This is a genomic window from Luteimonas sp. A482, assembly GCF_054072655.1.
On record NZ_JBSVRO010000004.1, the window covers coordinates 188,216 to 211,808 of the forward strand.

Genomic DNA, 23,593 nt, shown 5'->3' on the forward strand with positions numbered 1-23,593 from the left:
GCCACCAGTACCGGTTCATGCAGCCGGGGCGGGGCCTGCCGCCAGCGCAGCCACGTGTGCCACCGCGCCTTCGCCCAGCGCCTGCAGGTGGTAGCCACCCTCGAGCATCGAGACGACGCGGCCCCCGCAGTGGCGGGCGGCCACCCGGCCCAGTTCACACGTGAGCCAGCCGAAGTCCTCCGGGCCGAGCGCCAGCTGCGCGTGGGGATCGCGGCGGTCGCCGTCGAAGCCGGCCGACACCAGCAGCAGCTGCGGCGCGAACGCGTCCAGCGCCGGCAGCAGAAGGTCCTGCCAGCTGCGCCGGAACGCCTCGCTGCCGCTGCCGACCGGCAGCGGCGCGTTGACGATGTTGCCGGCGCCGCGTTCGTTGCCGGCGCCGGTGCCTGGATACAGCGGCGACTGGTGCGAACTGAGGTAGAGCACGCGCGGATCCTGCTCGAAGATCGCCTGCGTGCCGTTGCCGTGGTGCACGTCGAAGTCGACGATCGCCACGCGCGCCAGGCCGAAGCGGTCGAGTGCATGCGCCGCGGCAACGGCGATGTTGTTGAACAGGCAGAAGCCCATCGCGGCGTCGACGGTGGCGTGGTGCCCCGGCGGACGCACGGCGCAGAAGGCGACGTCGGCTTCGCCCTGCATCACCGCCTCGGTGGCGGCGATGCCTGCGCCGACCGCGCGCAGCGCCGCCTCGGGCGAGCCGGGCGAGGCCACCGTATCGGGATCGAGCCGGGTCCTGCCCGGTGGGTGTGGTGACAGGACCGTGGCCAGCAGGCGCGGGTCGTGCACGCGCAGCAGCTGTCCGCGGGTGGCCCGCGGCGCCTCGATCCATTCCAGCTGCGGCAATGCCTCGTGCAGGGCTTCGAGCACGGCGCCCAGGCGGTCGGCGCATTCGGGGTGGCCCGGCCCGGTGTCGTGCTCCAGGCACGCGGGATGGGTGTAGCCGAGGATGCGCGCCATGGCGGTATCCCTAGCGGCGTTCGTGGCGCCAGAGGACCTCGCCGTGGCCATCGGCACGCGCCAGCACCCGTGCCAGCACGAACAGCAGGTCCGAGAGCCGGTTGAGGTAACCGATCGCCTGCGGGCGCACGCGTTCCTTGCACGACAGCGTCACCGTTTCGCGCTCGGCGCGGCGCACCACGGTGCGGGCGACATGGCAGCGCGCCGCCGCCTCGCCGCCGCCCGGCAGGATGAAATCCTTGAGCGGGGGCAGGGCCTCGTTGTAGTGGTCGAGCCGTTCTTCCAGCCGCTCGATGTCCGCATCGGCGATGGCGGCGTGGCCGGGGATGCACAGCTCGCCGCCGAGGTCGAACAGCTGGTGCTGCACCGAGACCAGCAGGTCGCGCACGTCCTCGGGCAACTGCGCCGCCAGCAGCAGGCCGATGGCCGAGTTGGCCTCGTCCACGGTGCCGTAGGCGATTACACGCGCCGCATCCTTGGCGATCCGGGTGCCGTCCCCCAGCCCGGTGGTGCCGTCGTCGCCGGTGCGGGTGTAGATCTTGGAAAGACGGTTGCCCACGTCGCGGCCGATGGGCTAGACGGTTTGTGCGCGCAGCGCGGGCAGGCGGCCGCGCAACAGGGCGAAGCCGCCGAACAGCAGCGCAGAATAGGCCATGGTGCTGAGCAGGGTGGTCTTGAAGAACGGCACCGCGGCCACGTAGCAGGGCAGCAGGCCCGCGCTGCAGGCCGGGTAGCCAGGCACCATGAACGAGGTCAGCCAGACCGCGAAGTTGCTGACCAGGAAGAACAGCACCGAGCCGGCCAGCGAGTAACCCAGCACGCGGGCGCCATTGACCCGGCCGCGCAGCCCGAACGCCAGCGCCACCGTGGCGGCGATGCACAGGTAGTTGGCCAGCAGGCTGGGCAGGTAGGCGGTGGTGGTGAAATAGGCCAGGTAGGTGTCGCCGCGGAGCATGCCGAGCACCAGGTCCGCGACCAGCATGGCCAACACCGGCACGACGAACGCGAGGTGGCGGCTGGCGAAGTACGCGCCACCGAAGAGCGCGATCGCCTCGATCGGCGCGAAGTTCGGCGGCAGCGGCAGCAGGCGCGAGAACGCGGCCAGCAGGATCATCGCCGTCAGGACCAGGGGGCCGGGTGCGAGCGGGGTGTCGGAGGCGGGTCGGGTCATGGCGTGTGGTCGCGGGGCGGTGGAAACCCCGCCATTCTACCCGTTCGGGCAGACGCCGGCCGGCCCGGCCTTCGCGCTGGCGGCCTGGCCGCTGCCGGTATCATGCCGCGGCATGACAGACCCGCAGATCCACGACGTGCTGATCATCGGCGGCGGCCTCGTCGGCGCCAGCCTGGCGCTTGCGCTCGACCGTGCCGGCGTGCCCGCCACCCTGCTCGAGGCCACGCCGCCGGTCGCGATGCCGGAGGTGTTCGACCAGCGCAACCTCAGCTTCGCCGAGGCCACCGTCAACGCGCTCGGCGCGTTGGGCGTGATGGCGCGCCTGCAGCGGCCCGCCGGCGTGATCCGCCGCATCCACATCAGTCGCGAGGGGGACTTCGGGCAGGCCTGTCTGCAGGCGCCGGACTTCGGGCGTGACGCGTTCGGGCAGGTGGTGGTGGCGCGCGATTTCGGCGAAGCGCTGGAGTCGCGGCTCTCGGAATCAGGCCACCTCACGCGCCTGCGGCCGGCGCGCTTCCTTGGTTTCGACGGCTCACGGGACGAAGCGGTGCAGCGGGTGCGCGTGGCCGATGCCGATGGCGAGCGCGTGCTGGCCGCGCGCCTGGTGGTGGCGGCCGATGGGGCCGCCAGCCTGGTGCGCCAGAACTTGGGCATCGAGGCGGCGACGCACGACTACGGCCAGCGCCTGTTCGTGGCGCGCCTGCGCACGCAACGGGCGCCCGATGGCACCGCCTACGAGCGCCTGCGCGATGCCGGTCCCACGGCGCTGCTGCCGCGCGGCGACGGCTGCTACGGCATCGTCCACGGCGTGGCGACGGAGGAGGCCACGGCGGTGGCGGCGCTGGATGCGCGCGGGTTTCTCGCGCGCGTGCAGGAGGCATTCGGCTGGCGCGCGGGACGTTTCCTGGAGGTGGGCGAACGCAGCGTGTATCCCGCGCTGCGCGTCGTCGCCGAGCGCACCATCGCGCGCCGCGTGGTCCTGGTCGGCAACGCGGCCCAGGCCCTGCATCCGATCGGCGCGCAGGGCTTCAACCTCGGGCTGCGCGATGCCCTCACCCTGGCCGAACTGGTGGCCGGCGCGGAGGACCCCGGCGCCGAAGCGCTGCTCGAGGTCTACGTACGGCGTCGACACGAGGACCGCAGCCGCACCCTTGCGTTTTCCGACGGACTGGCGCGGATCACCGCCAATCCCGCGCCCCTGCTGCGGCCGCTGCGCAGCCTGGGCCTGATGGCGATCGGGGCGGTGCCTTCGTTGCAATCGCTGCTGGCCGGCGGCGCGATGGGCTATCGCGGCGATTTGCCGGCCCTGTGCCGCGGCAGCGCCGCATGAGCCGCCGCGATCCGCACGACGTGGTGGTGGTGGGCGGCGGCGTCGTCGGCGCTGCCTGCGCGCTGGCGCTGGCGCAGATGGGGCTGGACACCTGCCTGGTCGAATCCAGGCGTCCGCCGGACTGGTCGCGCGACACGCCCGACCTGCGCGTCTACGCGCTCGCGCCCGACAACGCCGCGCTGCTCGATTCGCTCGGTGCATGGCGGGCGGTGCGCGAGGCGCGCGCGCATCCCTACCGCCGCATGCACGTCTGGGACGCGGCCGCCGGCAGTCCCATCGTGTTCGATGTCGATGCACTGGCCCGCACCAGCCTGGGCTGGATCGTCGAGCACGGCCTGCTGGTGGACGCGCTTTGGCAGCGGCTGGAGCAGGCAGGCGTACGCCTGCGCTGTCCAGCGGCGGTCGAAGCGCTGGAGGACGACGCCGACGGCGTGCGCCTGCGCCTGGACGACGGCAGCCGCGTCGACGCGCGCATCGCGGTCGCCGCCGACGGCGCGGCCTCGCGCCTGCGATCCCTTGCAGGCATCGAGGTGGACGCACGCGACTATGCCCAGCAGGGCGTGGTCGCCTACGTGCGCACGCAGCAGCCCCACGAAGACACCGCCTGGCAGCGCTTCCTGCCGACCGGACCGCTGGCGCTGCTGCCCTGCGCCGACGGCAGCTGTTCGATCGTCTGGACGCTGCCCGATGACGAGGCTGCGCGCGTGCTGGCGCTGGATGACGACGCGTTCGGGCGCGAACTCACCACCGCCTTCGAGGCGCGCCTTGGCGCCATCGTGGCGCTGGGTCGTCGCGTCGCCTTCCCGCTGCGGCGCCAGCTCGCGGCGAGCCAGCAGCGAGGCCGCGTGCTGGTGATCGGGGATGCGGCCCATGCCGTGCATCCGCTTGCGGGGCAGGGCGTGAACCTCGGCCTGCGTGACGTCGCCGCGCTGCGCGCGAGCGTGCTGGAGGCGCGCGATCGCCGCGCCGCCTGGGATGCGCCGCAGCGGCTGGCGCGCTGGGCGCGTACCCGGCGCAGCGAGAACGCGGTCGCTGCCTACACCTTCGAAGGCATCAACCGGCTGTTCTCCAACGACGCGCTCGCGCCGACCCTGCTGCGCGGGCAGCTGCTCGGCATCGCCGGGCGCATGCCGCCGCTGCTGGACCTGTTCTGGCGCCGCGCCGCGGGCGGATGACCCGCTGCTGCAGGCCTGGCGGCAGCCTCAGTGCGCCGCCGGTGCCGTGCTGCCGCGCAGCCGCTGGACCAGCGTGACCACGCCGACCACCAGGGCACCTGCCACGATGCCGACCGCCGCGTTGATCAGCATCGGCGTGAGCGCGCCCAGCACCACGCCTACGCCAGGCACATGCGTGGCCTCGACCGCTGCGTCGCCGATCCACTCGCTGACCGCATGGAAACCGTGTGTCAGGATGCCGCCGCCCACCAGGAACATCGCCGCGGTGCCGGCCACTGCAAGGCCCTTCATCAGCCATGGCGCCATGCGCAGGATGCCGGTGCCCACTGCGCGTGAAAAGCCGCTATTGCCGCGGCTCAGGTACAGGCCGAGGTCGTCGAGCTTGACGATGCCGGCGACCAGTCCGTAGACGCCGACCGTCATCAGCACCGCGATGCCGATCAGTACGCCCACCTGCACCGAGAACGGCTGGTTGGTGACGGTGCCCAGCGAGATGACGATGATCTCGGCCGACAGGATGAAGTCGGTCCGCACCGCACCCTTGATTTTGCCCTTCTCGATGGCGACCAGTTCGGTGTCGGTTTGTTCCAGGGCCGCCGCGTGTGCCACGTGGCGCTGCTGGTCTTCATCGCGGCTGTGCAGGAACCGGTGCAGCAGTTTCTCCGCGCCCTCGTAGCAGAGGAATAGCCCGCCGACCATGAGCAGCGGGGTCACCAGCCAGGGCAGGAAGGTGCTGATCGCCAGCGCCGCGGGCACCAGGATCAGTTTGTTGCGCGCCGAGCCCTTCGCCACGGCCCAGACCACCGGCAGCTCGCGGTCGGCGCGCACGCCACTGACCTGTTCGGCGTTGAGCGCCAGATCGTCGCCGAGCACGCCGGCGGTTTTCCTGGCTGCCACCTTGGTCATCACCGACACGTCGTCGAGGATGGTGGCGATGTCGTCGAGCAGGACAAGCAGGCTGGAGGCCATGGAGGGTGCCGGAACCGGGGAGGGCGATTGTAGGGCCGCGCGCGTATCGGGAAGGGTGATGGGCGGCAGGCTGACGGCATGACGCCGCCGGATGCCGGCGGCGTCGGTCACGGTATGGCGCTGGAAGCCTGTCTCGCAGCCTCGACGCCAGGCGGGATGTCAGCGCAGGCGCGCGGTGTACTCGTCGCGATCGATGCGGCCGTCGCGATTGCTGTCCACCGCCTCGAATCCGCTGGCGAGCGCGGACTCCGCCGCCGCCTCGGCAGCGGATACCGCACCGTCACCGTCGACATCGAGCTGCTCGAAAGCGCGGCTTGCCGCGACCATGGCTGGATCCGATACGTGCGAGATGACGGTGACGTCCGGCTCAAGCTGGGCGGCGGTCGGCGTGCGCGGCTGCGGCGGCGGTGCGGGCGGCGCGTTGACCGCTTCGACCGCCGCGCGCGAAGACACCACTGCCTCGGCTGCCGCCTGCTGCGCGATCAGCCCCGCCGCCTGCGCGCGCTGGCTCTGGACCCGGGCATCGACCAGGGCGTCGACCGGCTGGGCAGTGCCGCCATGCGCGACGCTGCGCGCGGCGCCGGTATCGTTGGCTGCCTCGGCGGCCAGCTGCGCCGATTGCTGCGCCTGGACGGACGCCTGATGGGCGACGTGGGCGTGATATTCGGCGCTCGCCTCCCCGCGTGCCGTCATCGCATCTGCCTGCGCGGCCATTGCGGCATGCGAAGCCGCCTCGCGGGCTTCCTGCGCGACTTCTTGCGCTGCTGCGGCCTCGGCGCGTGCCGATTCCGTCGCCCCATCGCTCACGGCCTTTGCCTGGGCAGTGCCCACGGTCTGGGCGCCCGCGGCGGCGGTCGCCAGCGCCAGCGCAGTGGTCAGCACGCTACGGTGCAGGATGGATCGGTTCATGGTGGACTCCGGTGTGGTACGGGGGTCCATCCTCGACAGGCACGCATGAAACACGCGTCAATCGTCGCCGACTCGCGGCTGAATGCGCTGGTCGGGTTCAGCTGCCGCCCGTGCGTCGCGCGAAGACGGTGATTTCTTCCCGGTCGTGATACAGCTGGCGCGCATGCACCGTGACCGGCGTTGCGGCCGCTTCCATGAAACCGTCCAGGCTGCGGCGCGTTTCCAGCCAGCGCTTCTTCATCGGCAGCTTGAGGTTGAAGATCGACTGCCGGCACCAGCCTTCGCGGAACCAGTCGCCCATGCGCCGCGCGACGCGCGATGGCTGTTCGACCATGTCGCAGACCATCCAGTCGAGCGGACGCGACGGCTGCCAGCGGAATCCGTCCGCGCGCAAGTGTTCCACCAGCCCGGTGTCGAACAGGTGTTCGCGCAACGGGCCATTGTCGATGGCGATGACGCGCAGACCCTGCCGCGCCAGCACCCAGGTCCAGCCGCCGGGCGCGGCGCCAAGGTCGGCCGCGGTCATGCCCGGGTGCAGCAGGTCGCGCCGCTGCACTGGATCAAGCAGCACATGCAGCGCTTCCTCGAGCTTGAGCGCCGAGCGCGATGGCGCGTCCGCATGCAGCTTCAGCCGCGGCACGCCGAGCGGCCAGGGCGAGCTGTGCGCGGGGTCGGCGCTGGCGAGCAGGGCGTGGTCGCCGTCGAGGAAGCACACGTGCAGCCGCGGCAGCGCCGGATCCTCGACCTGGCTGAGCAGGCCGCGCTTGCGCAACGCCGGACGCAGGGCATTGCCGAAGCTGCGCGCCAGACCCGACAACGGCTTGCCGGCATCGGAATCGGGATGCTCCACCCACAGCGTGCCATGGCGCCGCGAAGCCCGGTTCTCGTCTACAGCCGCCTCGATCGCCTCGATCATGGGGGCGATGCGGTCCTTCGGGTCGAGCCCACGCAGTTCCGCGAACAGCGGCAACGACTGCCTGGCGAACACCAGCGATCGCCACGGCAGGCGCTTGGCCATCGCCTCGTCGTCGCCGAGGAAAAGCACGTAGCCGCTGCCTCGCTCGGCGCGCGCATAGCCGACGACGCCCGCCTCCGCGGCACGCTCGCCGAGTTCGGCGGCCAGATCGGGTTCGAAGCCGGCACGGCAATAGCAGAGCAGGCCGTTCATGGACCGCAGGCGCCCGGGCTGCATCGCGCGCGGTCTACCGGGTGGCCGGATTCAGTAGCGGCCGGCATTGGACTCGCCGTAGCTGCGCAGCACGTCGCAGGCGGCGCTGCGGTGGATGTCGCGCACCACCTCGATGCCGCGCCGCTGCAGCTCGCCGGTCCAGTCGGTCGGGAGCGGGCCTTCGTCGAAGGGCGTCAGCGCCTCCACGTCTTCCGAGCGCGCGCCGATCAGCAACCGGTCGATGCCGGCCCAGACCGTCGCGCCGTAGCACTGGCAGCAGGGCTGGGCGGAAGTAGCCAGCACGAATCTTCCGACCACGTTGTCGTCCAGGTCGCGGTTCAGGCGCGAGCGCTGCAGGCGCTGCTGCGCGAGCATGTACGCCATCGTCTCGGCGTGCGCCACCGAGCAGCTCTGCGGCAGCACACGGTTGACGCCGATCGAGACGATGCGATCGTTGTCGGCGTTGAACACCGCCGCGCCGAACGGTCCGCCGCTGCCGGCGTCGACGTTCATGCGTGACAGTTCGATCGCGAACGCGACCTTGTCTTCGTCGCCCGCATACGCGCGCGAGATATCGACGTGCTCATGCACCCACGCCGGCAGGGTCAGGTGGACCTGTGCGTACAGCATCAGCGCTCCACCGGCAGCGTGCCGCCGACCGCGCGGCACTGGTTCTGCACGCAGTCGCAGGACTGGATGTCCTGCCAGCCGCAGACCGAAGCCATGCCGTTGCGTTCGCACTGCGCGCGCACGGCGTCCGGGTCCACCGTCGCGTCCTTGTTCACGCAGGCAGGAAAATGGCCGCAGCAGTTGCCGACGTTCTTGACCTCGCAGTCGCTGGCGACGCGGCAGGACGCGTCCGGCGTCCCGGGCACAGTCGGCGCTGCCGGGGAAGACACCGGCGCCGGCGTGGGCACAGGCGCCGGACTCGCCGCCACGTCTGCGCGCGGCGCGCAGGCCACAAGCAACAGCGCGAGGCAGGTGCCGACCAGACAGCGCAAGCGCAGGGTCGCCATGCTCAGGCCTTCGCCGCCCAGGTGTCGCGCAGCGAGACGCTGCGGTTGAACACCGGTGCATCGCCGCCGTGGTCGCGGCGGTCCGCGACGAAGTAACCCAGGCGTTCGAACTGGAGTGGTTGTTCGGATGCCACGACCGCTGCCCCGGGCTCGACGTAGCCGCGCACGCTGCGCTTCGAATCCGGGTTGATGTGGTCGCGGTAGCCCTTGCCCTCGCGCTCGTCGTCCGGATCGGCGACCGAGAACAGGCGGTCGTACAGCCGGATCTCCGCCTCCACCGCATGCCGTGCGCTGACCCAGTGGATCGTGCCCTTGACCTTGCGGTTGGCGCCTTCCATGCCCGGCCGCGATTCCGGATCCAGCCAGCCGCGCAGTTCGACGATGTTGCCGTCCGCGTCCTTCACCACCTCGTCCACGCGGGCGATTCCGGCGCCGCGCAGGCGCACTTCGCCGCCGGGGACCAGCCGCTTCCAGCCCTTGGGCGGGACTTCGGCGAAATCCTCGCGTTCGATCCACAGCTCGCGCGAGAACGGCACGTCGCGCATGCCGAAGGACTCGTCCTTGGGGTGGTTGGAGAACGAAAGCGTTTCCTCGTGGGCGTCGGGCAGGTTGGCCAGCACCAGCTTGAGCGGATCGACCACCGCCATGCGCCGCGGCGCGGAGGCGTCGAGATCCTCGCGCAGCGCGCCCTCGAGCACCGAGAAGTCGATCACCGAGTTCTGCTTGCTGATGCCGATCCGGTCCACGAACAGGCGCAGCGCGGACGGCGTGTAGCCGCGCCGGCGCAGGCCCTGCAGGGTGTACATGCGCGGATCGTCCCAGCCATCCACCAGGCCGTCGGCCACCAGCTGGGTGAGCTTGCGCTTGCTCATCACCGTGTAGTTGATGTTGAGCCGCGAGAACTCGATCTGGCGCGGCCGCGCGGCCACGTTCGGCAGGCCCTTGGCGACCAGCGGCGCCAGCAACTCGGGCGAACCGGCCAGGTCCACCTTGTCCACGCACCAGTCGTACAGCGGCCGGTGGTCCTCGAATTCCAGCGTGCACAGCGAGTGGGTGATGCCTTCCACCGCATCACCCAGCGCATGGGCGATGTCGTACATCGGATAGATGCACCAGCCGGCGCCCGCGATCGGATGCGGCATGTGCTTGATCCGGTACAGGGCCGGGTCGCGCAGGTTGATGTTGCCGCTGGCCATGTCGATCTTGGCGCGCAGGGTGCGCGCCCCGTCGGGGAACTCGCCGGCGCGCATGCGGCGGAACAGGTCGAGGTTCTCCTCGACCGACCTGTCGCGGAAGGGCGAATTGCGACCCGGTTCGGTCAGGCTGCCGCGGTATTCGCGCACCTGCTCGGCGGTGAGGTCGCAGACGAAGGCATCGCCCTGGGCGATCAGCTTCTCCGCTGCCAGGTAATAGACCTCGAAATAGTCCGAGGCGTGGCGCAACTCGGCCCAGTCGAAGCCCAGCCAGCGCACGTCGTCCTGGATGGCCTGGACGAACTCGGGGTCTTCCTTCGCCGGGTTGGTGTCGTCGAATCGCAGGTTGCACACCCCGCCGAACTCTTCGGCGATGCCGAAGTCCAGGCAGATCGCCTTGGCGTGGCCGATGTGCAGGTAGCCGTTGGGCTCGGGCGGGAAGCGGGTGCGGATCGCGCTGTGCCTGCCGCTGGCCAGGTCGTCGCGGACGATCTGGCGGATGAAATCCTGGCGGGCCGCGATGGGCTCGGCGGTCGGCGGCGTTGCGGCCGCGGCCGGGTCTGGAGGGGTCATGACGCGCATCGGGGGAAAACGCCAGTGTAGCCGAGCGGCCAGCACGACCCGGGGGCTGGGCTGCCCCCGCACGGCGGGCCCGGTCGGCGCTATGCTCGTCGGCACGATGCTTGCTTACCATTCGGGAGCGCACTGAGCGCAGGAGAAGCCCGGCATGTCCGCTGTCCGACCCTTCGCGGCGTCATCGCCCCCTTCGCGGCACCGCCCTGCCGGGCAGTCGTCGCGCGGTGCGGGAGGCGTGCCCTGACCGTGCCCCGCGAAGCAGGCCCGCGCCACGAAGGACTGGTCACGGTCTGCCTGGCGCTGCTGCTGGTGCTGTTTGCCGCCGCGGTGGCCAGCGACGTGCCGCAGCCGCAGGGCGTGGCGGTCGTACTGTCGCCGCTGCCCGTGGCGACGGCGATCGGGGGCTCTGGCGAGTTGTCGCAGCCGCAGCCCGCGGGACACTCGTCGGTGCGGCTGCAGTTCGAGTTGCCGCCGCCGGCTGAGGGCGAGCGCTGGGTGGTGCGCCTGGAGCGCGACGCCCTCGAAGAGGTGTGGCTGCAGCGCGGCCAGTGGCAGAGCCCGACGCAGCGCTTCTTCGTGCCCGAGGAGGGCGCCGGCACCCTGCCCAGCAGCTTCCTGTTCCCGCTGCCCGCGCACTGGCAGGGACCGGTCGAACTCGAACTGCACGCCCATGGCGCCGGCGGCCGTGCGCTGCGTCCGGAGGTGATGGCCCAGGCCCAGGCCATGCACCTGGAGCATTACGGCGTCGCCGCCAGCGCGATGATCTACGCCAGCCTGTTCACCATCGGCCTGCTGGCGCTGGCCCTGTACTCGGCCGCGCGCGATCGGCTGTTCCTGGGGCTGTTCGGCTTCACCATGGTCGTCCTGCTCACGCTCTCGGCCGGCAACGGCCATCTCTACCAGCTGCCCGGCCTGCGGCTGTTCGCGTTCTGGCGCGGCCAGGGCGTGATCGCGCTCTCGCTGCTGCTGTGCGCGGCCTGGCTGCAGATGCTGCTGAAGTATGCGGGGACGCGGCAGGGGGCCACGGCCTGGAAGGCCTGGGTCGACGGCGTGTCGCTGGGCGTGGCGGCGCTGGCGGCCCTGTGTTTGCTCAACCTGGCGCCGATTGCGGGGGTGATGGAGCAACTTCAGCTCCTGCCCTACGGGATCTCGCTGCTGCTGGGCGTGGCGCTGCTGGTCGACGCGGGCAGGCGGCGCATCGCGATGGCCTGGCCGCTGGCGGCGCTGGCCCTGCTGACGTTTGCCGGCGTGGTCCTGGCCGACCTGGCAACCCGCGGCCACCTGCTCGACACCGTGGTGGTGCGCTATGGCTACCAGCTGGCGATCGCGATGGGCGTGGCGTTCCTCGCGGTGGGCCTGGTCGGCAGGATCCGCGAATACCGCTACCAGCGCGACCGCGATCTGCTCGCGCGTGCCGACAGCGAACGCCGGATGGCACGCGAGGCCGTGCGCTCGGACCTGGCCTCGGAGCTGCAGACACAGCTGCGGACGCTGCCGGTGGCCGAAATCCAGGCCACCGCCTTCCGCCTGCTGATCGAGCGGCTGATGCCGCTGCTTCCGGTGCAGTCCTGCATCGTGGTGGTGCAGGGCTACCACGGCCACGACCTGCTGCTGGTCGAGCCATCGCACCAGCTGGTGGCCGTGCAGCCGCAGCTGGCCAGGCGCCAGCTGGCGCTCAAGCGGCAGGCGGCCAGCGGCATTCCCCTGCAGCAGCCCGTGACCGAGGAAGGGCAACAGTCGATCGTGGCGATGGAGGCGGTTGTGCCGCTGCAGATCCGTGCGCCGGCCTGGGGCGCGCTGCTGCTGCGACGCACGGGTGGCGACGGTTTTGCCACCGAGGAGCTGACCTTGGCGGGCGAGTTCGTGCGGCTGGCGGTACAGCATGTCGACCAGGCCATCGCCGCAGTCCACCTGCGCCGCTCGGCCGAGCTCGACGCGCTGACCGGCAGCCTCAACAGGCGCACCATCGACCATTGGCTGGCGCGCGCCTTCAGCGAGGCCGCCAGCGAACAGCAGCCGGTCTCGTTGCTGTTCATCGATCTCGACCACTTCAAGGCCGTCAACGACCGCCACGGCCACGCCGGCGGCGACTTCTGCCTGCGCCACGTCGCCGTCGCCCTGCGCGGCGCGCTGGACGAAGGCGACCTGTTCGGCCGCTACGGCGGCGAAGAATTCATCGCCATCCTGCCGGGGCGCAGCGGGGCCGCCGCGCGCGTGACGGCCGAGCGGCTGCGCATGGCGGTGGAGAACCTGGGGCCGGTCTGGAACGGCCAGCAGCTGCGCCTGACCGTGAGCGTGGGCGTGGCCACGCGGCTGGAGGCCGAGGACACGCCCGAAGGCGCGCTGGCGCGGGCCGATCGCGCCCTGTACGCCGCGAAATCCCACGGGCGCAATTGCGTGCAGGTGGCGCCCGCGGTATTCAGCTGACCTTGCGCCGACGGGTTGAAGACGCGCCGCAAGGCCGCACATTCCCAGGCCCCCATCGGAGTTGCGGCAATGACTGGAATCGGAGCCTGGAAACAACACCTGCCCCAGCCCGGCGAGGCACTGCCGGGGCGGTCCACGGCCATGCCGCTGCGCGAGAACCGCCACCACGTGCTCGGCACGCCGCTGCGCGAAACCTTCGACGGGCTCGCCCAGGTGCAGTTCGGCATGGGCTGCTTCTGGGGGGCGGAGCGCAAGTTCTGGTCGCTGCCGGGCGTGTACTCGACGGCGGCCGGCTATGCCGGGGGACAGACGCCGAACCCGACCTATCGTGAAGCGTGTTCCGGCCAGACCGGCCACGCCGAAGTGGTGCTGGTGGTCCACGACGAGGCGAAGCTGCCGTTTGCGACCCTGCTGCAGACCTTCTGGGAGAGCCACGATCCCACCCAGGGCATGCGCCAGGGCAACGACCTCGGCAGCCAGTACCGCTCCGCGATCCACTGCCGGACCGAAGCCCAGTACGCGGAGGCGCTGCGCAGCCGCGACGACTTCCAGCACCGCCTGCGGGACGCGGGCTATGGCGAGATCACCACCGACATCGTGTTCCCGGGTCCGGCCTTCTACTACGCCGAGGACGAACACCAGCAGTACCTGTCGAAGAATCCGGGGGGGTATTGCGGACTGGGTGGGACGGGGGTGAGTTGCGCGGTCGGGATTGCCGGCTAGTCGAGGCGGGAGCGAGGCGGGGGGCTTGGTCGGGCCTTGAGCATCTGTCGCGGCTGAAGCCGCTCCTGCAGAGGCGTATTCGAGCGGAACAGGACCTGTTCGCGGCTGGCGCTGCGCCTATGGCGTGGCGTGGATCGCGCAGACGTAGACCAGTTCGCAGGCGCCGTTGCCGGTGTCTTCGCGGGTCAGCGAGCTGCGCCAGCGCCAGCCGTCAGGCGCTTCGGCCTGCACCAGCCAGCCGTCGATCCGGATGCGGTCGTCCCTGCGCACGGCGCGCAGCGCACGTGCCACCTCGGGGCTGGACGGGATCATGTGCATGTTGGCGCTGCTGCGGATGATCTCGCGCGGTGGCAGCGGCGGTGCGTCCCGCCAGCGGTAGCGGTACCAGCGCGCCGACTGGGCGACCTCGAGGTGCGCCAGCACCGCATCCTCGCGCATGCGCTGCCAGCCCAGGGCGAGGTCGGTCGGTGAGAAGTGGGCCTCGCGGCCCAGCATGTAGTCCTCGCGCGACAGCACGCGCGCATCGATGCGAAAGCCCGCCAGCGGCACCAGCGTCCCGGCTTCCAGGCTGAATGGCGCCAGCCCCGGCGGGACTTCGGTCTGTTGTGCGCCATCGGAGGGCGGCGTGCCGGCGGGCGTTGGACACCGCTGCGTCGTGCCGACGGCAGGTGCTGGCGCGTCCGGCGTGCGCGGGGACCAGGGCGAATACCACCAGCCCAGGCCCCCAAGCAGCAGGCCGGCAAGCGCCAGCGTGCGCAGCGACACGCGGGATCAGGCGGCGGCGGGGTGCACGTCGGTGACGCGCAGCTTCAGCGGACGGCCCTGCGGCGTGCTCCAGTCGATCGACTGCCCGACCGACAGGCCAAGCAGGGCAGAGCCCACGGGGGCCATGATCGAGATCCGCCCGGCGCCGGCGTCGGCCTCGTGCGGGAACACCAGGGTCAGCGTGTGCTTCTCGCCGCTGTTCTCGTCCACGCACTCGACCCGCGAATGCATGCCGACCACGTCGGTGGGCATGGCGTCGTTGTCGACGACCTCGGCACGGGTCAACTCGCCCATCAGCGCCGCGGCGGTCGCGTCGTTCTGCCAGCGCGGCGAATCAAGCAGGGCGTCCAGCCGCGCCGCGTCGCGGCGTGAGACGACGATCGGGGGCGGCAGGCCGCCGCTGGATTGGGGGGTCATCTCGGTCTTGCTCCATGGCAGGTCGGGGCGGCGGCGAATGCCGAGGCCCAAAGAAAAACGGACGGCGCGTCCAGCGCGTCGCCCGCTCGTGGTGCCGCTAACGTAGCGCTCCCGGCGGCCCGCATCAAGTGGGCGGGCCGGGCCTTCAGAGCATATCGGGAGGCGGTGGCGTCGCTGCCCGCCCGGTGTCGGGGTCCGGCGGGGCGCGCAGGGAGGGCGGCAGGGCGCGGAACACGGTCGCCAGCCCGGCCAGGAACCCGGACATGGCCGAACTGCGCCGCCAGAACATGGCGATCTGGCGGCTGGGCTGCGCGCCGGTGAACGGCAGCAGGCGGATATGGCGCGGCTGCGCCACCGGCGGCTGCACGGCCAGCGCCGGCAGCAGGGTGATGCCGACGTTCGCCGCGACCATCTGCCGCAGCGTCTCCAGGCTGGTGGCGCGGAACTCGCTCTTCTCTTGGGCGCCCGCAAGGTGGCAGACGTCCAGCGTCTGCCGGCGCAGGCAGTGGCCGTCCTCGAGCAGCAGCAGGTCCTCGCTGGCGAGTTCGTCGATGCCCAGCGTGGCCTGCGCAGCGAGGCGATGGCTTTCCGGCACCGCCAGCAGGAACGGCTCCTCGAACAGGAATTCGTGGTGCAGCTGGTCGTCGTGCACCGGTAGCGCCAGGATCGCCGCGTCCAGGCGTCCGTCGCGCAGGCGCGCCAGCAATTCGTCGCTCTTTTCCTCCACCAGCAGCAGCTGCAGGTCGGGATAGCGCTCGCGGATTGGCGGAATGACGTGCGGCAGCAGGTACGGGCCCAACGTGGGGAAGATGCCCAGCCGCACCACGCCGGCCTCGGGCCGCTGGCTGCGCCGCGCGGCCTCCTTCATCTGTTCGATCTCGGACACGACCCGGCGCGCACGCTCGACCATCTCCACGCCGATCGGGGTGAGCATCACCTTGCGCGGCGCGCGCTCGATCAGCGACACGCCCAGCTCGTCCTCGAGCTTGCGCACCTGGGTCGAAAGCGTGGGCTGGCTGACGAAACTGGCCGCGGCGGCGCGGCCGAAGTGGCGATGGTCGGCGACCGCAATCAGGTACTTGAGGTCGCGCAGGTTCACCCGGTCAGGCCGTATGGGCTTCGAGCGCAGCTGGCGCCGGCGCCGGCGCCGAAGCCCGGATCAGGTGGTCGAACGCGGCCAGCGCCGCCTTCGAACCCTCGCCCATCGCGATCACGATCTGCTTGTACGGCACGGTGGTGCAGTCGCCGGCGGCGAACACGCCCGGCACGTTGGTCTGGCCACGGTCGTCGACGAGGATCTCGCCGCGCGGCGACAGGCCAATCGTGCCCTTGAGCCATTCGGTGTTGGGCAACAGGCCGATCTGCACGAACACGCCCTCCAGTTCGATCCGGTGCACATCGCCGCCGCTGCGGTCGCGGTACACCAGGGCGGTCACCCTGCTGCCGTCGCCCAGCACTTCGGTGGTCTGCGCGCTGATGATGATGCGCACGTTGTCCAGGCTGCGCAGCTTGCGCTGCAGCACTTCGTCGGCGCGCAGCTCCGAATCGAACTCGATCAGGGTGACGTGGGCGACGATGCCGGCCAGGTCGATGGCCGCTTCGACGCCGGAGTTGCCGCCGCCGACCACCGCCACGCGCTTGCCCTTGAACAGCGGGCCGTCGCAGTGCGGGCAGTAGGCCACGCCCTTGTTGCGGTACTGGTCCTCGCCGGGCACGCCCATCTGCCGCCAGCGCGCGCCGGTCGACAGGATGACGGTCTTCGACTTCAGCGAGGCGCCGCTTTCGAGCTTCAGCTCGACCAGGCCATCGGCACCGGCCGGCACCAGCTGCGTCGCGCGCTGCAGGTTCATCACGTCCACGTCGTAGTCGCGCACGTGCTGCTCGAGCTGCGCGGCCAGTTTCGGGCCCTCGGTGTGCGGCACCGAGATGAAGTTCTCGATCGACATGGTGTCGAGCACCTGGCCACCAAAGCGCTCGGCCGCCACGCCGGTGCGGATGCCCTTGCGCGCGGCGTACACCGCGGCGGCGGCACCTGCAGGACCGCCACCGACGACCAGCACGTCGAACGGATCCTTGCCCGCGATCTTCGCCGCCTCGCGCTTCGCGGCGCCGGTGTCCAGGCGCGCGACGATCTGCTCCAGGCTCATGCGGCCCTGGTCGAAGACTTCGCCGTTGAGGAAGATGGTCGGCACCGACATCACCTGGCGCGCCTCGACTTCGTCCTGGAACAGCGCGCCGTCGATCGCGACATGCGAGATGCCGGGGTTCAGCACCGCGGCGAGGTTCAGCGCCTGCACCACGTCCGGGCAGTTCTGGCAGCTCAGCGAGTAATAGGTTTCGAAGCGGAACTCGCCTTCCAGCCCGCGCACCTGCTCGAGCAGCTCGGCCGCGGCCTTGGACGGATGCCCGCCCACCTGCAGCAGCGCCAGCACCAGCGAGGTGAACTCGTGGCCCATCGGCAGGCCGGCGAAGCGCAACGAGATGTCGTGGCCCGGGGAGGTCAGCGCGAACGACGGCTTGCGATGCGCATCGTCGTGGCGCACCTCCACGGTGACCATGTCGGACTGGCTGCGGATGTCTTCCAGCAGCTCCAGCATTTCCTTCGAGCTGTCGCCATCGTCAACCGAGGCGATGATCGCGACGGGGCGCTGCAGCCGTTCGAGATAGGCCTTGAGCTGGGCCTTGAGGTCGTTGTCGAGCACGGAAACTCCTGGGGGAGGCAATGCGGAAGCGGATCGGAACCGACGCCGGCTGGCTTGCGGAGGGGAGGGGAGGGAGGACTTCCACCCGCTGGCTGGCCGGCATCGGCTCCGATCCGCTCCCGCGCCGCACAAGCGGCACGGGGCGGGGTGGAGCGTGGAGCAGTGACTCAGGCGATCACGCGCTGCGTGGTCAGATCTTGCCGACCAGGTCGAGCGACGGCTTGAGCGTCTTCTCGCCTTCCTTCCACTTGGCCGGGCAGACCTCGTTGGGATGCGCGGCGACGAACTGCGCGGCCTTGAGCTTGCGCAAGGTCTCGGAGACGTCGCGGGCGATCGCGTTGTCGTGGATCTCAGCGGTCTTGATCACGCCTTCGGGGTTGATCACGAAGGTGCCGCGCAGGGCCAGGCCTTCTTCCTCGATGTGCACGCCGAAGGCGCGGGTCAGCTTGTGGGTCGGGTCTCCGACCAGCGGGAACTGGGCCTTGCCCACCGCGGGCGAGGTCTCGTGCCACACCTTGTGCGAGAAGTGCGTGTCGGTGGTGACGATGTAGACCTCGGCACCGGCCTTCTGGAACTCGGCGTAGCTGTTGGCGGCGTCCTCGACCTCGGTCGGGCAGTTGAAGGTGAAGGCAGCCGGCATGAAGATCAGGACCGACCACTTGCCCTTCAGGCTCGCGTCGGTGACTTCGATAAACTCACCGTTCTGGTAGGCGGAGGCCTTGAACGGCTGGATTTCGGTATTGATCAGGGACATGGACACCTCTGTGGTTGGCAGGACTGGCTTGATCCGACCCGTAGGCGGGTCGACGGAAGAATCATAGGCACGGGCTATCGATATGTAAAATCGATTGGATTAATCGAAACGATAGTTATTATCTATCAAACTAGGCGGAATTTCCACCTGTTTGCACTGCGGAAACGCTTGCATCCGGTTTTGCAGTGCAGCATATTTCGATCACGCACTGCAGTCCGCGGCAGTCGAAAGTTCGAACCGCGGGGCAGGGCCGGGCATCGGACCTGGCGTCGCAATGGCGCTGGTCCTGTCGAGTTCCGTATCCGTTCCTCCCTCCCACACGCATACGGAATCTTTGAAGGCGGCCTCGGCCGCCTTCATTTTTGGTCCCGCGGCGGCGGGCTGCGGAGGTGCAGCCGCTACGATGCCCGCGATGACCGATCCTCGACCCGTACCCACCGTCCGCAGCCTCCTCGACTCCGCCCGCGGGCGGATCGCTCCTGACGAGGCCGGGCTGCTGCTGGCCCACGTGCTGGGCCAGTCCCGCGGCTGGCTGTTTGCCCACGACAGCGATGCCATCGAGGCCGGGGCAGAGGCCAGGTTCGAGGTCTTGCTGGCCCGTCGCGAAGGCGGAGAGCCGGTGGCCTATCTATGCGGGCAGCGAGGATTCTGGACGCTGGACCTGGCGGTCACGCCCGATACGTTGATCCCGCGGCCGGAAACGGAACTGCTGGTCGAACTGGCCCTGGCGCGCCTGCCGCGCGATCGCGAGCTGCACATCGCCGACCTTGGCACCGGCAGCGGCGCGATCGCGCTGGCCCTGGCCAGCGAGCGCCCGCGCGCACGGGTGTTGGCCACCGACGCCAGCCCCGGCGCGCTCGGGGTGGCACGTGCCAACGCGGGCCGGCTCGGGCTGGGCAACTTGGAGTTCCGTCGCGGCGACTGGTTCGACGCGCTGCCGGGCCTCCGCTTCGACCTGATCGCCAGCAACCCGCCCTATATCGCCGCGGACGATCCGCACCTGGTGCAGGGCGACCTGCGCTACGAGCCACCGGGCGCACTGGCCTCCGGAGCGGATGGCCTCGATGCCATCCGCACCATCGTCGCCGGCGCAGCAGCGCACCTGCTGCCCGGCGGCTGGCTGCTGCTCGAACACGGCTGGACCCAGGGCGCCGCGGTGCGGGAGCTGCTGGAGGCGGCCGGGTTGTCCGAGGTCTCCACGCACCGCGACCTCGAGGAGCGCGACCGGGTGAGCCTCGGGCGCTCTGCTGGACTGCGGGGATGACGGTCTGGTCCGGAGGAAGGCTTCAGGCCCAACGCGAGGCCGAGGCGGCGTGCTGTCATCTGGACCGCAGCTAGAACTCTGCCCGATGCGGATCGGACCCGGCGTTGGCCCGGAATGAGACGGTGTCGTCCAGATCACGGTGTCGCACCCATGCGACGGCCCCACTAGACTGGCACGACTCTTTACCGGAGGCGCCGCATGCGCACGCTTTACCCCGAAATCGCGCCGTACGACACCGGCAGCCTGCAGGTCGACGACCGCCACACGCTGTACTTCGAGCAGTGCGGCAACCCGAAGGGCAAGCCGGTAGTGCTGTTGCACGGCGGCCCCGGCGGCGGCTGCAACGCGAAGATGCGCCGCTTCCACGACCCGTCGAAGTACCGCATCGTGCTGTTCGACCAGCGCGGCTCGGGCCGCTCGAGGCCGCATGCAGACCTGGTCGACAACACCACCTGGCACCTGGTCGCCGACATCGAGGCGCTGCGTGAGCACCTGGGCATCGAACGTTGGCAGGTGTTCGGCGGCTCCTGGGGGTCCACGCTCGCGCTGGCATACGCCCAGGCGCACTGCCTGCGCGTGACCGAACTGGTGCTGCGCGGCATCTTCATGCTGCGCCACTGGGAGCTGCAGTGGTTCTACCAGGAGGGCGCCTCGCGCCTGTTCCCCGAGGCCTGGGACCACTACATCGCCGCGATCCCGGAAGACGAGCGCGACGACCTCGTCGGTGCCTTCCATCGTCGCCTGACCTCGGATGACGAAGCCACGCGCCTGGCCGCCGCGCGCGCATGGAGCGTGTGGGAAGGCGCGACCTCGTTCCTGCACGTCGACCAGGATTTCGTCAGCGGCCACGAGGACGCGCAGTTCGCGCTCGCGTTCGCGTGCATCGAGAACCACTACTTCACCAACAAGGGCTTCTTCGAGGTCGACGACCAACTTCTGCGCGATGCCTACCGCATCGCCGGCATCCCCGGCGTGATCGTGCATGGCCGCTACGACGTGGTCTGCCCGGTGCAGAACGCCTGGGACCTGCACAAGGTCTGGCCCAAGGCCGAACTGGTGATCACAGCCGCGTCGGGTCACTCGGCCTTCGAGGCGGAAAACATCGACGCGCTGGTGCGCGCGACCGACGGCTTCGCCTGAGGCGCGCCACCGGCGTTGGTGCTCAGCGCGCGGCGAACCGCTCCTGCAGCGCGCCGAACAGGCGCGCCAGCCGCTCGGCCCAGGCCTGCTGTCCGGCCGCATCGGCGATCAGATCCTGGCGGATTTCAAGCTCAACGTGCGGCAGGCCGCGCCGTTCGGCGTGGACTGGAATCGCGTAGTCGGTGGCGTCGCTGACGGCATAGGGTTCGTTGTCGCCGACTACCAGGTCGCCTTCCTCGCGCAGCATGTCGCGCAGCGCGTGCGCCAACCGCGCGTCGCGCTGGTACAGCACGCCCGCGTGCCACGGCCGCGCGATCCCGGACATCTCCGGGGTGAAGCTGTGCATCGCGACCAGGATCGTCGGCTGGCCGGCGTGCGCACGCCGATCGAGCTCGGCCTCGATGCGCGCGTGGTAGGGCGCGAAGATCTCGCCGATGCGGCTGTCGCGTGCATCGGCATCCAGCGCGGCATTGCCCGGGACATCGGTGCCGTCGCTGCGGGCCACGATCGAGCCCGGCGCGTCGAGCGGGCGGTTGCAGTCGATCACCAGGCGCGAATACGCCTGCAGGATCGCGCAGGCATCCAGGCGTTCGGCCAGGCCTGTGGTGACGCCGGCGATGCCGATGTCCCAGCCGATGTGGCGGTCGAGCTCGTGCTGCGGCAGGCCGAGCCGGTCGAGCTTCGCCGGAACCGCCTGGCCCGCGTGGTCGGAGATCAGCAGCCAGGGCGAACTGGCGCCCGCGCGCAACACCTGCACCGGTGGCGGATCGCCTGCGGCCAGCAGGGAGGGTGCGCGCACGGGCTCAGCGGCGCGGCGAGCCATCGGGCTCATGGTCGATCATCCACAGTCCGGCCCAAAGCTTGAGGTCGAGTTCGTAGCCTTCGGCATGCTTGCGCATCAGCCAGGCCGGTGCCTGCGTCCGCGGCACGGCGTGGACGATGATGTCCTCGTCGCCCACGCCGCCACCTTCGCCGACCTTGCGCAGGTCGAGCGCGCGGGCAAACGCAATGCGCTCGTTGCTCATGCCAGACGAGGTCGGCCCGACCAGCAGCACGTCCACGCGCCCGGCCTCCCAGCCGGTTTCCTCGATCAGCTCACGCCGCGCAGCGGATTCAAGCGTGTCGTGGCTGTGGTCGTCGCCGACCAGGCCGGCCGGCATCTCGATGGTGCGTGCGCCCAGCGGCACGCGGTACTGGTCGACGAACAGCACCTCGTCGTCCGGCGTCACCGCGATCACCAGCACCGCCAGGCCGTCGCGGCCGTGGGTGCGCTCGCATGATTCCCAGTGGCCGCGGCGTACCAGCCGCAGCCATTGGCCTTCGTACAGCAGCTCGGCGTCCTGCGCAGGCGTGTTCATGCCGGCATGGTACCTGCGATGGCCGCATCCATCGGATCGGCGTCGGCCTGCGGCGGCTGGTACTCCAGCCCCGCCGCGGCGTATAGCCGCCGGCGCGTGAGCGGGCCGAACCGCAGCCGTTCGCACAGCGCGGCGACCGCTGCGCCGTCGGCGGCCGCGCGCGCGAACGCCGGCGCCGCATCGCCCACCGGCGCGTCGCAGGCGATGGTCGCCAGGCGCCGGCACAACAGCGCCTGCTCGCGATGCTGGCGCAAGCGCACCGCCGCCTGCGCGGCACCGCGAAAGCGCAGGAACTGGACCTCGTCGATACGTGCAAGCAGCGCATCGAGCGTGCCGAAATGCGCCAGCAGCACCGCTGCGGTCTTTGCACCGATGCCCGGCACGCCCGGGATGTTGTCCACCGCGTCCCCGCACAGCCCCAGGTAGTCGGCGACCTGTCGCGCCTCGACACCTTGGCGCGCCTTCACCCCGGCCGCGCCCCAGCGCTGGCCGCGGGCGAAGTCCCACTGCTCGTCGTGTGCGTCGAGCAACTGCGACAGGTCCTTGTCGGCAGAGACGATCACCCCGCGATGTCCCTGCGCACGCGCGTGGTGCAGCGCGCTGCCGATCAGGTCGTCGGCCTCGTATTCGCCGTGGGCGAGCACGTTCAGGCCAAGCGCGTCGGCCAGCGCCTTGCAGTGGGTGAACTGGTGGCGCAGCTCGTCCGGCGCGGGCGGGCGATTGGCCTTGTAGGCCGGATACAGGGCGTTGCGGAAGCAACTGTCGAGCGCCTCGTCGAAGGCCACGGCGATATGCCGCGGGCGCTCGCGCTCGAGCAGCTCCAGCAGGAAGCGCGCGAAACCGTGCACGGCGTTGCTGGGCCGGCCGTCGGCATCGTGGAACTGGTCGGGCATCGAATGCCATGCGCGGAACACGTACAGGCTGGCGTCGACCAGATAGACCGGCGTTCCCGGCTTCAGGTTGTCTGCGGGAACGTTCATGGCGTGAAATCGGTGAGCAGCGCGGCCGGATCGGGGCGGCCGCGTTCGGGCGCCTCCAGCAGTGGCGTGCCGATATGGATGAAACCAGCCACGCTCTCGTCCGCGCCCAGGCCCAGCAGCGCGCCAACCTCCGCGTCATAGGCCGGCCAGCCGGTCAGCCAGCAGGCGCCGAAGCCCAGCGACTGCGCGGCCTGCAGCAGGGCGAAGCAAGCGCAGCCCGCGGTCAGCAGCCGTTCCTGCGGCGGGATCTGCCGGTCCTCCGGGTCCTGCACCGTGACCACGGCGATCACCAGCGGCGCGTGGCTGAAACGCTGGCGGTCCTTGTCCAGCGCCGCTTCCGCAGCGTCGGGATCGCGCTCCAGCGTCATCTGCGCCAGCGCCTCGCCCAGGCGCTGCCGTGCGCCACCGGCGATGCGCAGGAAGCGGAACGGCACGCGCTTGCCGTGGTCGGGCACGCGCACCGCCGAACGCAGCATGCGCAGCAGGGTGGCGTCGTCGGGTCCAGGCTCACTGAGCTGGCGGGCCGGGACGGAGCGGCGCTGATCCAGCGGGATCGGGCCGGTGGGGGAGCTATTTGCGGAGGCAGTCACAGACTCTGGCCG

The 23,593-nt window shown here is 70.6% G+C and carries 24 protein-coding genes; 6 read left to right on the forward strand and 18 right to left on the reverse strand.

Annotated elements, in window-relative coordinates:
* Nucleotides 1-15 precede the first annotated feature (15 nt).
* The 3 genes from ACW5DW_RS13315 to ACW5DW_RS13325 are packed head-to-tail and all read right to left on the reverse strand — an operon-like array spanning nt 16 to nt 2,125.
* Nucleotides 16-945, reverse strand: coding sequence for a histone deacetylase family protein (locus tag ACW5DW_RS13315; protein ID WP_457019586.1), 930 nt, complete (start codon nt 943-945; stop codon nt 16-18).
* Nucleotides 946-964: 19 nt separating this feature from the next.
* Nucleotides 965-1,513: a cob(I)yrinic acid a,c-diamide adenosyltransferase gene (locus ACW5DW_RS13320; RefSeq protein ID WP_457019491.1), complete on the reverse strand. Its 549-nt coding sequence runs from the start codon at nt 1,511-1,513 to the stop codon at nt 965-967.
* Nucleotides 1,514-1,528: 15 nt separating this feature from the next.
* On the reverse strand, nt 1,529-2,125 hold the full coding sequence (locus ACW5DW_RS13325; protein WP_457019492.1) for a DUF6580 family putative transport protein: 597 nt from the start codon (nt 2,123-2,125) through the stop codon (nt 1,529-1,531).
* 112 nt (nt 2,126-2,237) lie between these two features.
* Between ACW5DW_RS13325 and ubiH the strand changes: the two genes are divergently transcribed.
* Nucleotides 2,238-3,455, forward strand: coding sequence for a 2-octaprenyl-6-methoxyphenyl hydroxylase (gene ubiH / locus ACW5DW_RS13330; protein WP_457019587.1), 1,218 nt, complete (start codon nt 2,238-2,240; stop codon nt 3,453-3,455).
* The gene (locus ACW5DW_RS13335) at nt 3,452-4,630 is read left to right on the forward strand and encodes a UbiH/UbiF family hydroxylase (RefSeq protein ID WP_457019494.1); all 1,179 of its coding nucleotides are present in this window, start codon (nt 3,452-3,454) and stop codon (nt 4,628-4,630) included. Before ubiH ends, ACW5DW_RS13335 begins: the two co-directional genes overlap by 4 nt.
* Before the next feature lie 27 nt (nt 4,631-4,657).
* Here ACW5DW_RS13335 and ACW5DW_RS13340 read toward each other — a convergent pair whose 3' ends face one another.
* From ACW5DW_RS13340 to ACW5DW_RS13365, 6 genes are all read right to left on the reverse strand, one after another.
* On the reverse strand, nt 4,658-5,599 hold the full coding sequence (locus ACW5DW_RS13340; protein ID WP_457019496.1) for a DUF808 domain-containing protein: 942 nt from the start codon (nt 5,597-5,599) through the stop codon (nt 4,658-4,660).
* A 159-nt stretch (nt 5,600-5,758) separates the two neighbouring features.
* Nucleotides 5,759-6,508, reverse strand: a complete 750-nt coding sequence (locus ACW5DW_RS13345; protein WP_457019498.1) for a hypothetical protein — start codon at nt 6,506-6,508, stop codon at nt 5,759-5,761.
* Nucleotides 6,509-6,605: 97 nt separating this feature from the next.
* On the reverse strand, nt 6,606-7,676 hold the full coding sequence (gene rlmM / locus ACW5DW_RS13350) for a 23S rRNA (cytidine(2498)-2'-O)-methyltransferase RlmM (protein WP_457019499.1): 1,071 nt from the start codon (nt 7,674-7,676) through the stop codon (nt 6,606-6,608).
* A 51-nt stretch (nt 7,677-7,727) separates the two neighbouring features.
* Nucleotides 7,728-8,306, reverse strand: coding sequence for a nucleoside deaminase (locus ACW5DW_RS13355; protein ID WP_457019501.1), 579 nt, complete (start codon nt 8,304-8,306; stop codon nt 7,728-7,730).
* The gene (locus tag ACW5DW_RS13360) at nt 8,306-8,692 is read right to left on the reverse strand and encodes a hypothetical protein (RefSeq protein ID WP_457019503.1); all 387 of its coding nucleotides are present in this window, start codon (nt 8,690-8,692) and stop codon (nt 8,306-8,308) included. The genes ACW5DW_RS13355 and ACW5DW_RS13360 overlap by 1 nt, the downstream gene beginning before the upstream one ends.
* 2 nt (nt 8,693-8,694) lie before the next feature.
* Nucleotides 8,695-10,458 carry a glutamine--tRNA ligase/YqeY domain fusion protein gene (locus tag ACW5DW_RS13365; protein WP_457019504.1) on the reverse strand — a complete coding sequence of 588 codons (1,764 nt, stop codon included), beginning with the start codon at nt 10,456-10,458 and terminating at the stop codon, nt 8,695-8,697.
* Between the two features lie 249 nt (nt 10,459-10,707).
* Between ACW5DW_RS13365 and ACW5DW_RS13370 the strand changes: the two genes are divergently transcribed.
* Together ACW5DW_RS13370 and msrA are read left to right on the forward strand one after the other, a co-directional pair.
* Entirely contained in the window at nt 10,708-12,888 is a 2,181-nt protein-coding gene (locus ACW5DW_RS13370) for a diguanylate cyclase (RefSeq protein ID WP_457019505.1), read from the forward strand.
* 69 nt (nt 12,889-12,957) lie between these two features.
* Nucleotides 12,958-13,611, forward strand: coding sequence for a peptide-methionine (S)-S-oxide reductase MsrA (msrA, locus tag ACW5DW_RS13375; protein ID WP_457019507.1), 654 nt, complete (start codon nt 12,958-12,960; stop codon nt 13,609-13,611).
* Nucleotides 13,612-13,728: 117 nt separating this feature from the next.
* Here msrA and ACW5DW_RS13380 read toward each other — a convergent pair whose 3' ends face one another.
* From ACW5DW_RS13380 to ahpC, 5 genes are all read right to left on the reverse strand, one after another.
* A complete protein-coding gene (locus tag ACW5DW_RS13380; RefSeq protein ID WP_457019509.1) occupies nt 13,729-14,376 on the reverse strand; it encodes a hypothetical protein in 648 nt (215 codons plus the stop codon).
* A gap of 6 nt (nt 14,377-14,382) precedes the next feature.
* Entirely contained in the window at nt 14,383-14,793 is a 411-nt protein-coding gene (gene rnk, locus ACW5DW_RS13385) for a nucleoside diphosphate kinase regulator (RefSeq protein ID WP_457019510.1), read from the reverse strand.
* A 145-nt stretch (nt 14,794-14,938) separates the two neighbouring features.
* Nucleotides 14,939-15,892, reverse strand: coding sequence for a LysR substrate-binding domain-containing protein (locus tag ACW5DW_RS13390; RefSeq protein ID WP_457019511.1), 954 nt, complete (start codon nt 15,890-15,892; stop codon nt 14,939-14,941).
* A gap of 4 nt (nt 15,893-15,896) precedes the next feature.
* The gene (gene ahpF / locus ACW5DW_RS13395) at nt 15,897-17,495 is read right to left on the reverse strand and encodes an alkyl hydroperoxide reductase subunit F (RefSeq protein WP_457019513.1); all 1,599 of its coding nucleotides are present in this window, start codon (nt 17,493-17,495) and stop codon (nt 15,897-15,899) included.
* A 190-nt stretch (nt 17,496-17,685) separates the two neighbouring features.
* Entirely contained in the window at nt 17,686-18,249 is a 564-nt protein-coding gene (ahpC, locus tag ACW5DW_RS13400) for an alkyl hydroperoxide reductase subunit C (RefSeq protein WP_457019515.1), read from the reverse strand.
* Between the two features lie 403 nt (nt 18,250-18,652).
* On the opposite strand from ahpC, the gene prmC reads away from it, so the two are divergent.
* Together prmC and pip are read left to right on the forward strand one after the other, a co-directional pair.
* Nucleotides 18,653-19,513, forward strand: a complete 861-nt coding sequence (prmC, locus tag ACW5DW_RS13405; RefSeq protein ID WP_457019517.1) for a peptide chain release factor N(5)-glutamine methyltransferase — start codon at nt 18,653-18,655, stop codon at nt 19,511-19,513.
* A 198-nt stretch (nt 19,514-19,711) separates the two neighbouring features.
* Nucleotides 19,712-20,653: a prolyl aminopeptidase gene (gene pip, locus ACW5DW_RS13410; protein WP_457019518.1), complete on the forward strand. Its 942-nt coding sequence runs from the start codon at nt 19,712-19,714 to the stop codon at nt 20,651-20,653.
* A gap of 22 nt (nt 20,654-20,675) precedes the next feature.
* Here pip and ACW5DW_RS13415 read toward each other — a convergent pair whose 3' ends face one another.
* Genes ACW5DW_RS13415 through ACW5DW_RS13430 form a run of 4 tightly spaced genes read right to left on the reverse strand, consistent with a single transcriptional unit; the run spans nt 20,676 to nt 23,581 of the window.
* Nucleotides 20,676-21,476 carry an N-formylglutamate amidohydrolase gene (locus tag ACW5DW_RS13415; RefSeq protein ID WP_457019588.1) on the reverse strand — a complete coding sequence of 267 codons (801 nt, stop codon included), beginning with the start codon at nt 21,474-21,476 and terminating at the stop codon, nt 20,676-20,678.
* Nucleotides 21,457-22,011 carry an NUDIX hydrolase gene (locus ACW5DW_RS13420; protein WP_457019519.1) on the reverse strand — a complete coding sequence of 185 codons (555 nt, stop codon included), beginning with the start codon at nt 22,009-22,011 and terminating at the stop codon, nt 21,457-21,459. The genes ACW5DW_RS13415 and ACW5DW_RS13420 overlap by 20 nt, the downstream gene beginning before the upstream one ends.
* Nucleotides 22,008-22,991 (reverse strand): 5'-3' exonuclease, encoded by a 984-nt coding sequence (locus ACW5DW_RS13425; protein ID WP_457019521.1) that lies wholly within the window; start codon nt 22,989-22,991, stop codon nt 22,008-22,010. The genes ACW5DW_RS13420 and ACW5DW_RS13425 overlap by 4 nt, the downstream gene beginning before the upstream one ends.
* The gene (locus tag ACW5DW_RS13430; protein WP_457019522.1) at nt 22,988-23,581 is read right to left on the reverse strand and encodes a nitroreductase family protein; all 594 of its coding nucleotides are present in this window, start codon (nt 23,579-23,581) and stop codon (nt 22,988-22,990) included. The genes ACW5DW_RS13425 and ACW5DW_RS13430 overlap by 4 nt, the downstream gene beginning before the upstream one ends.
* Nucleotides 23,582-23,593 lie beyond the last annotated feature (12 nt).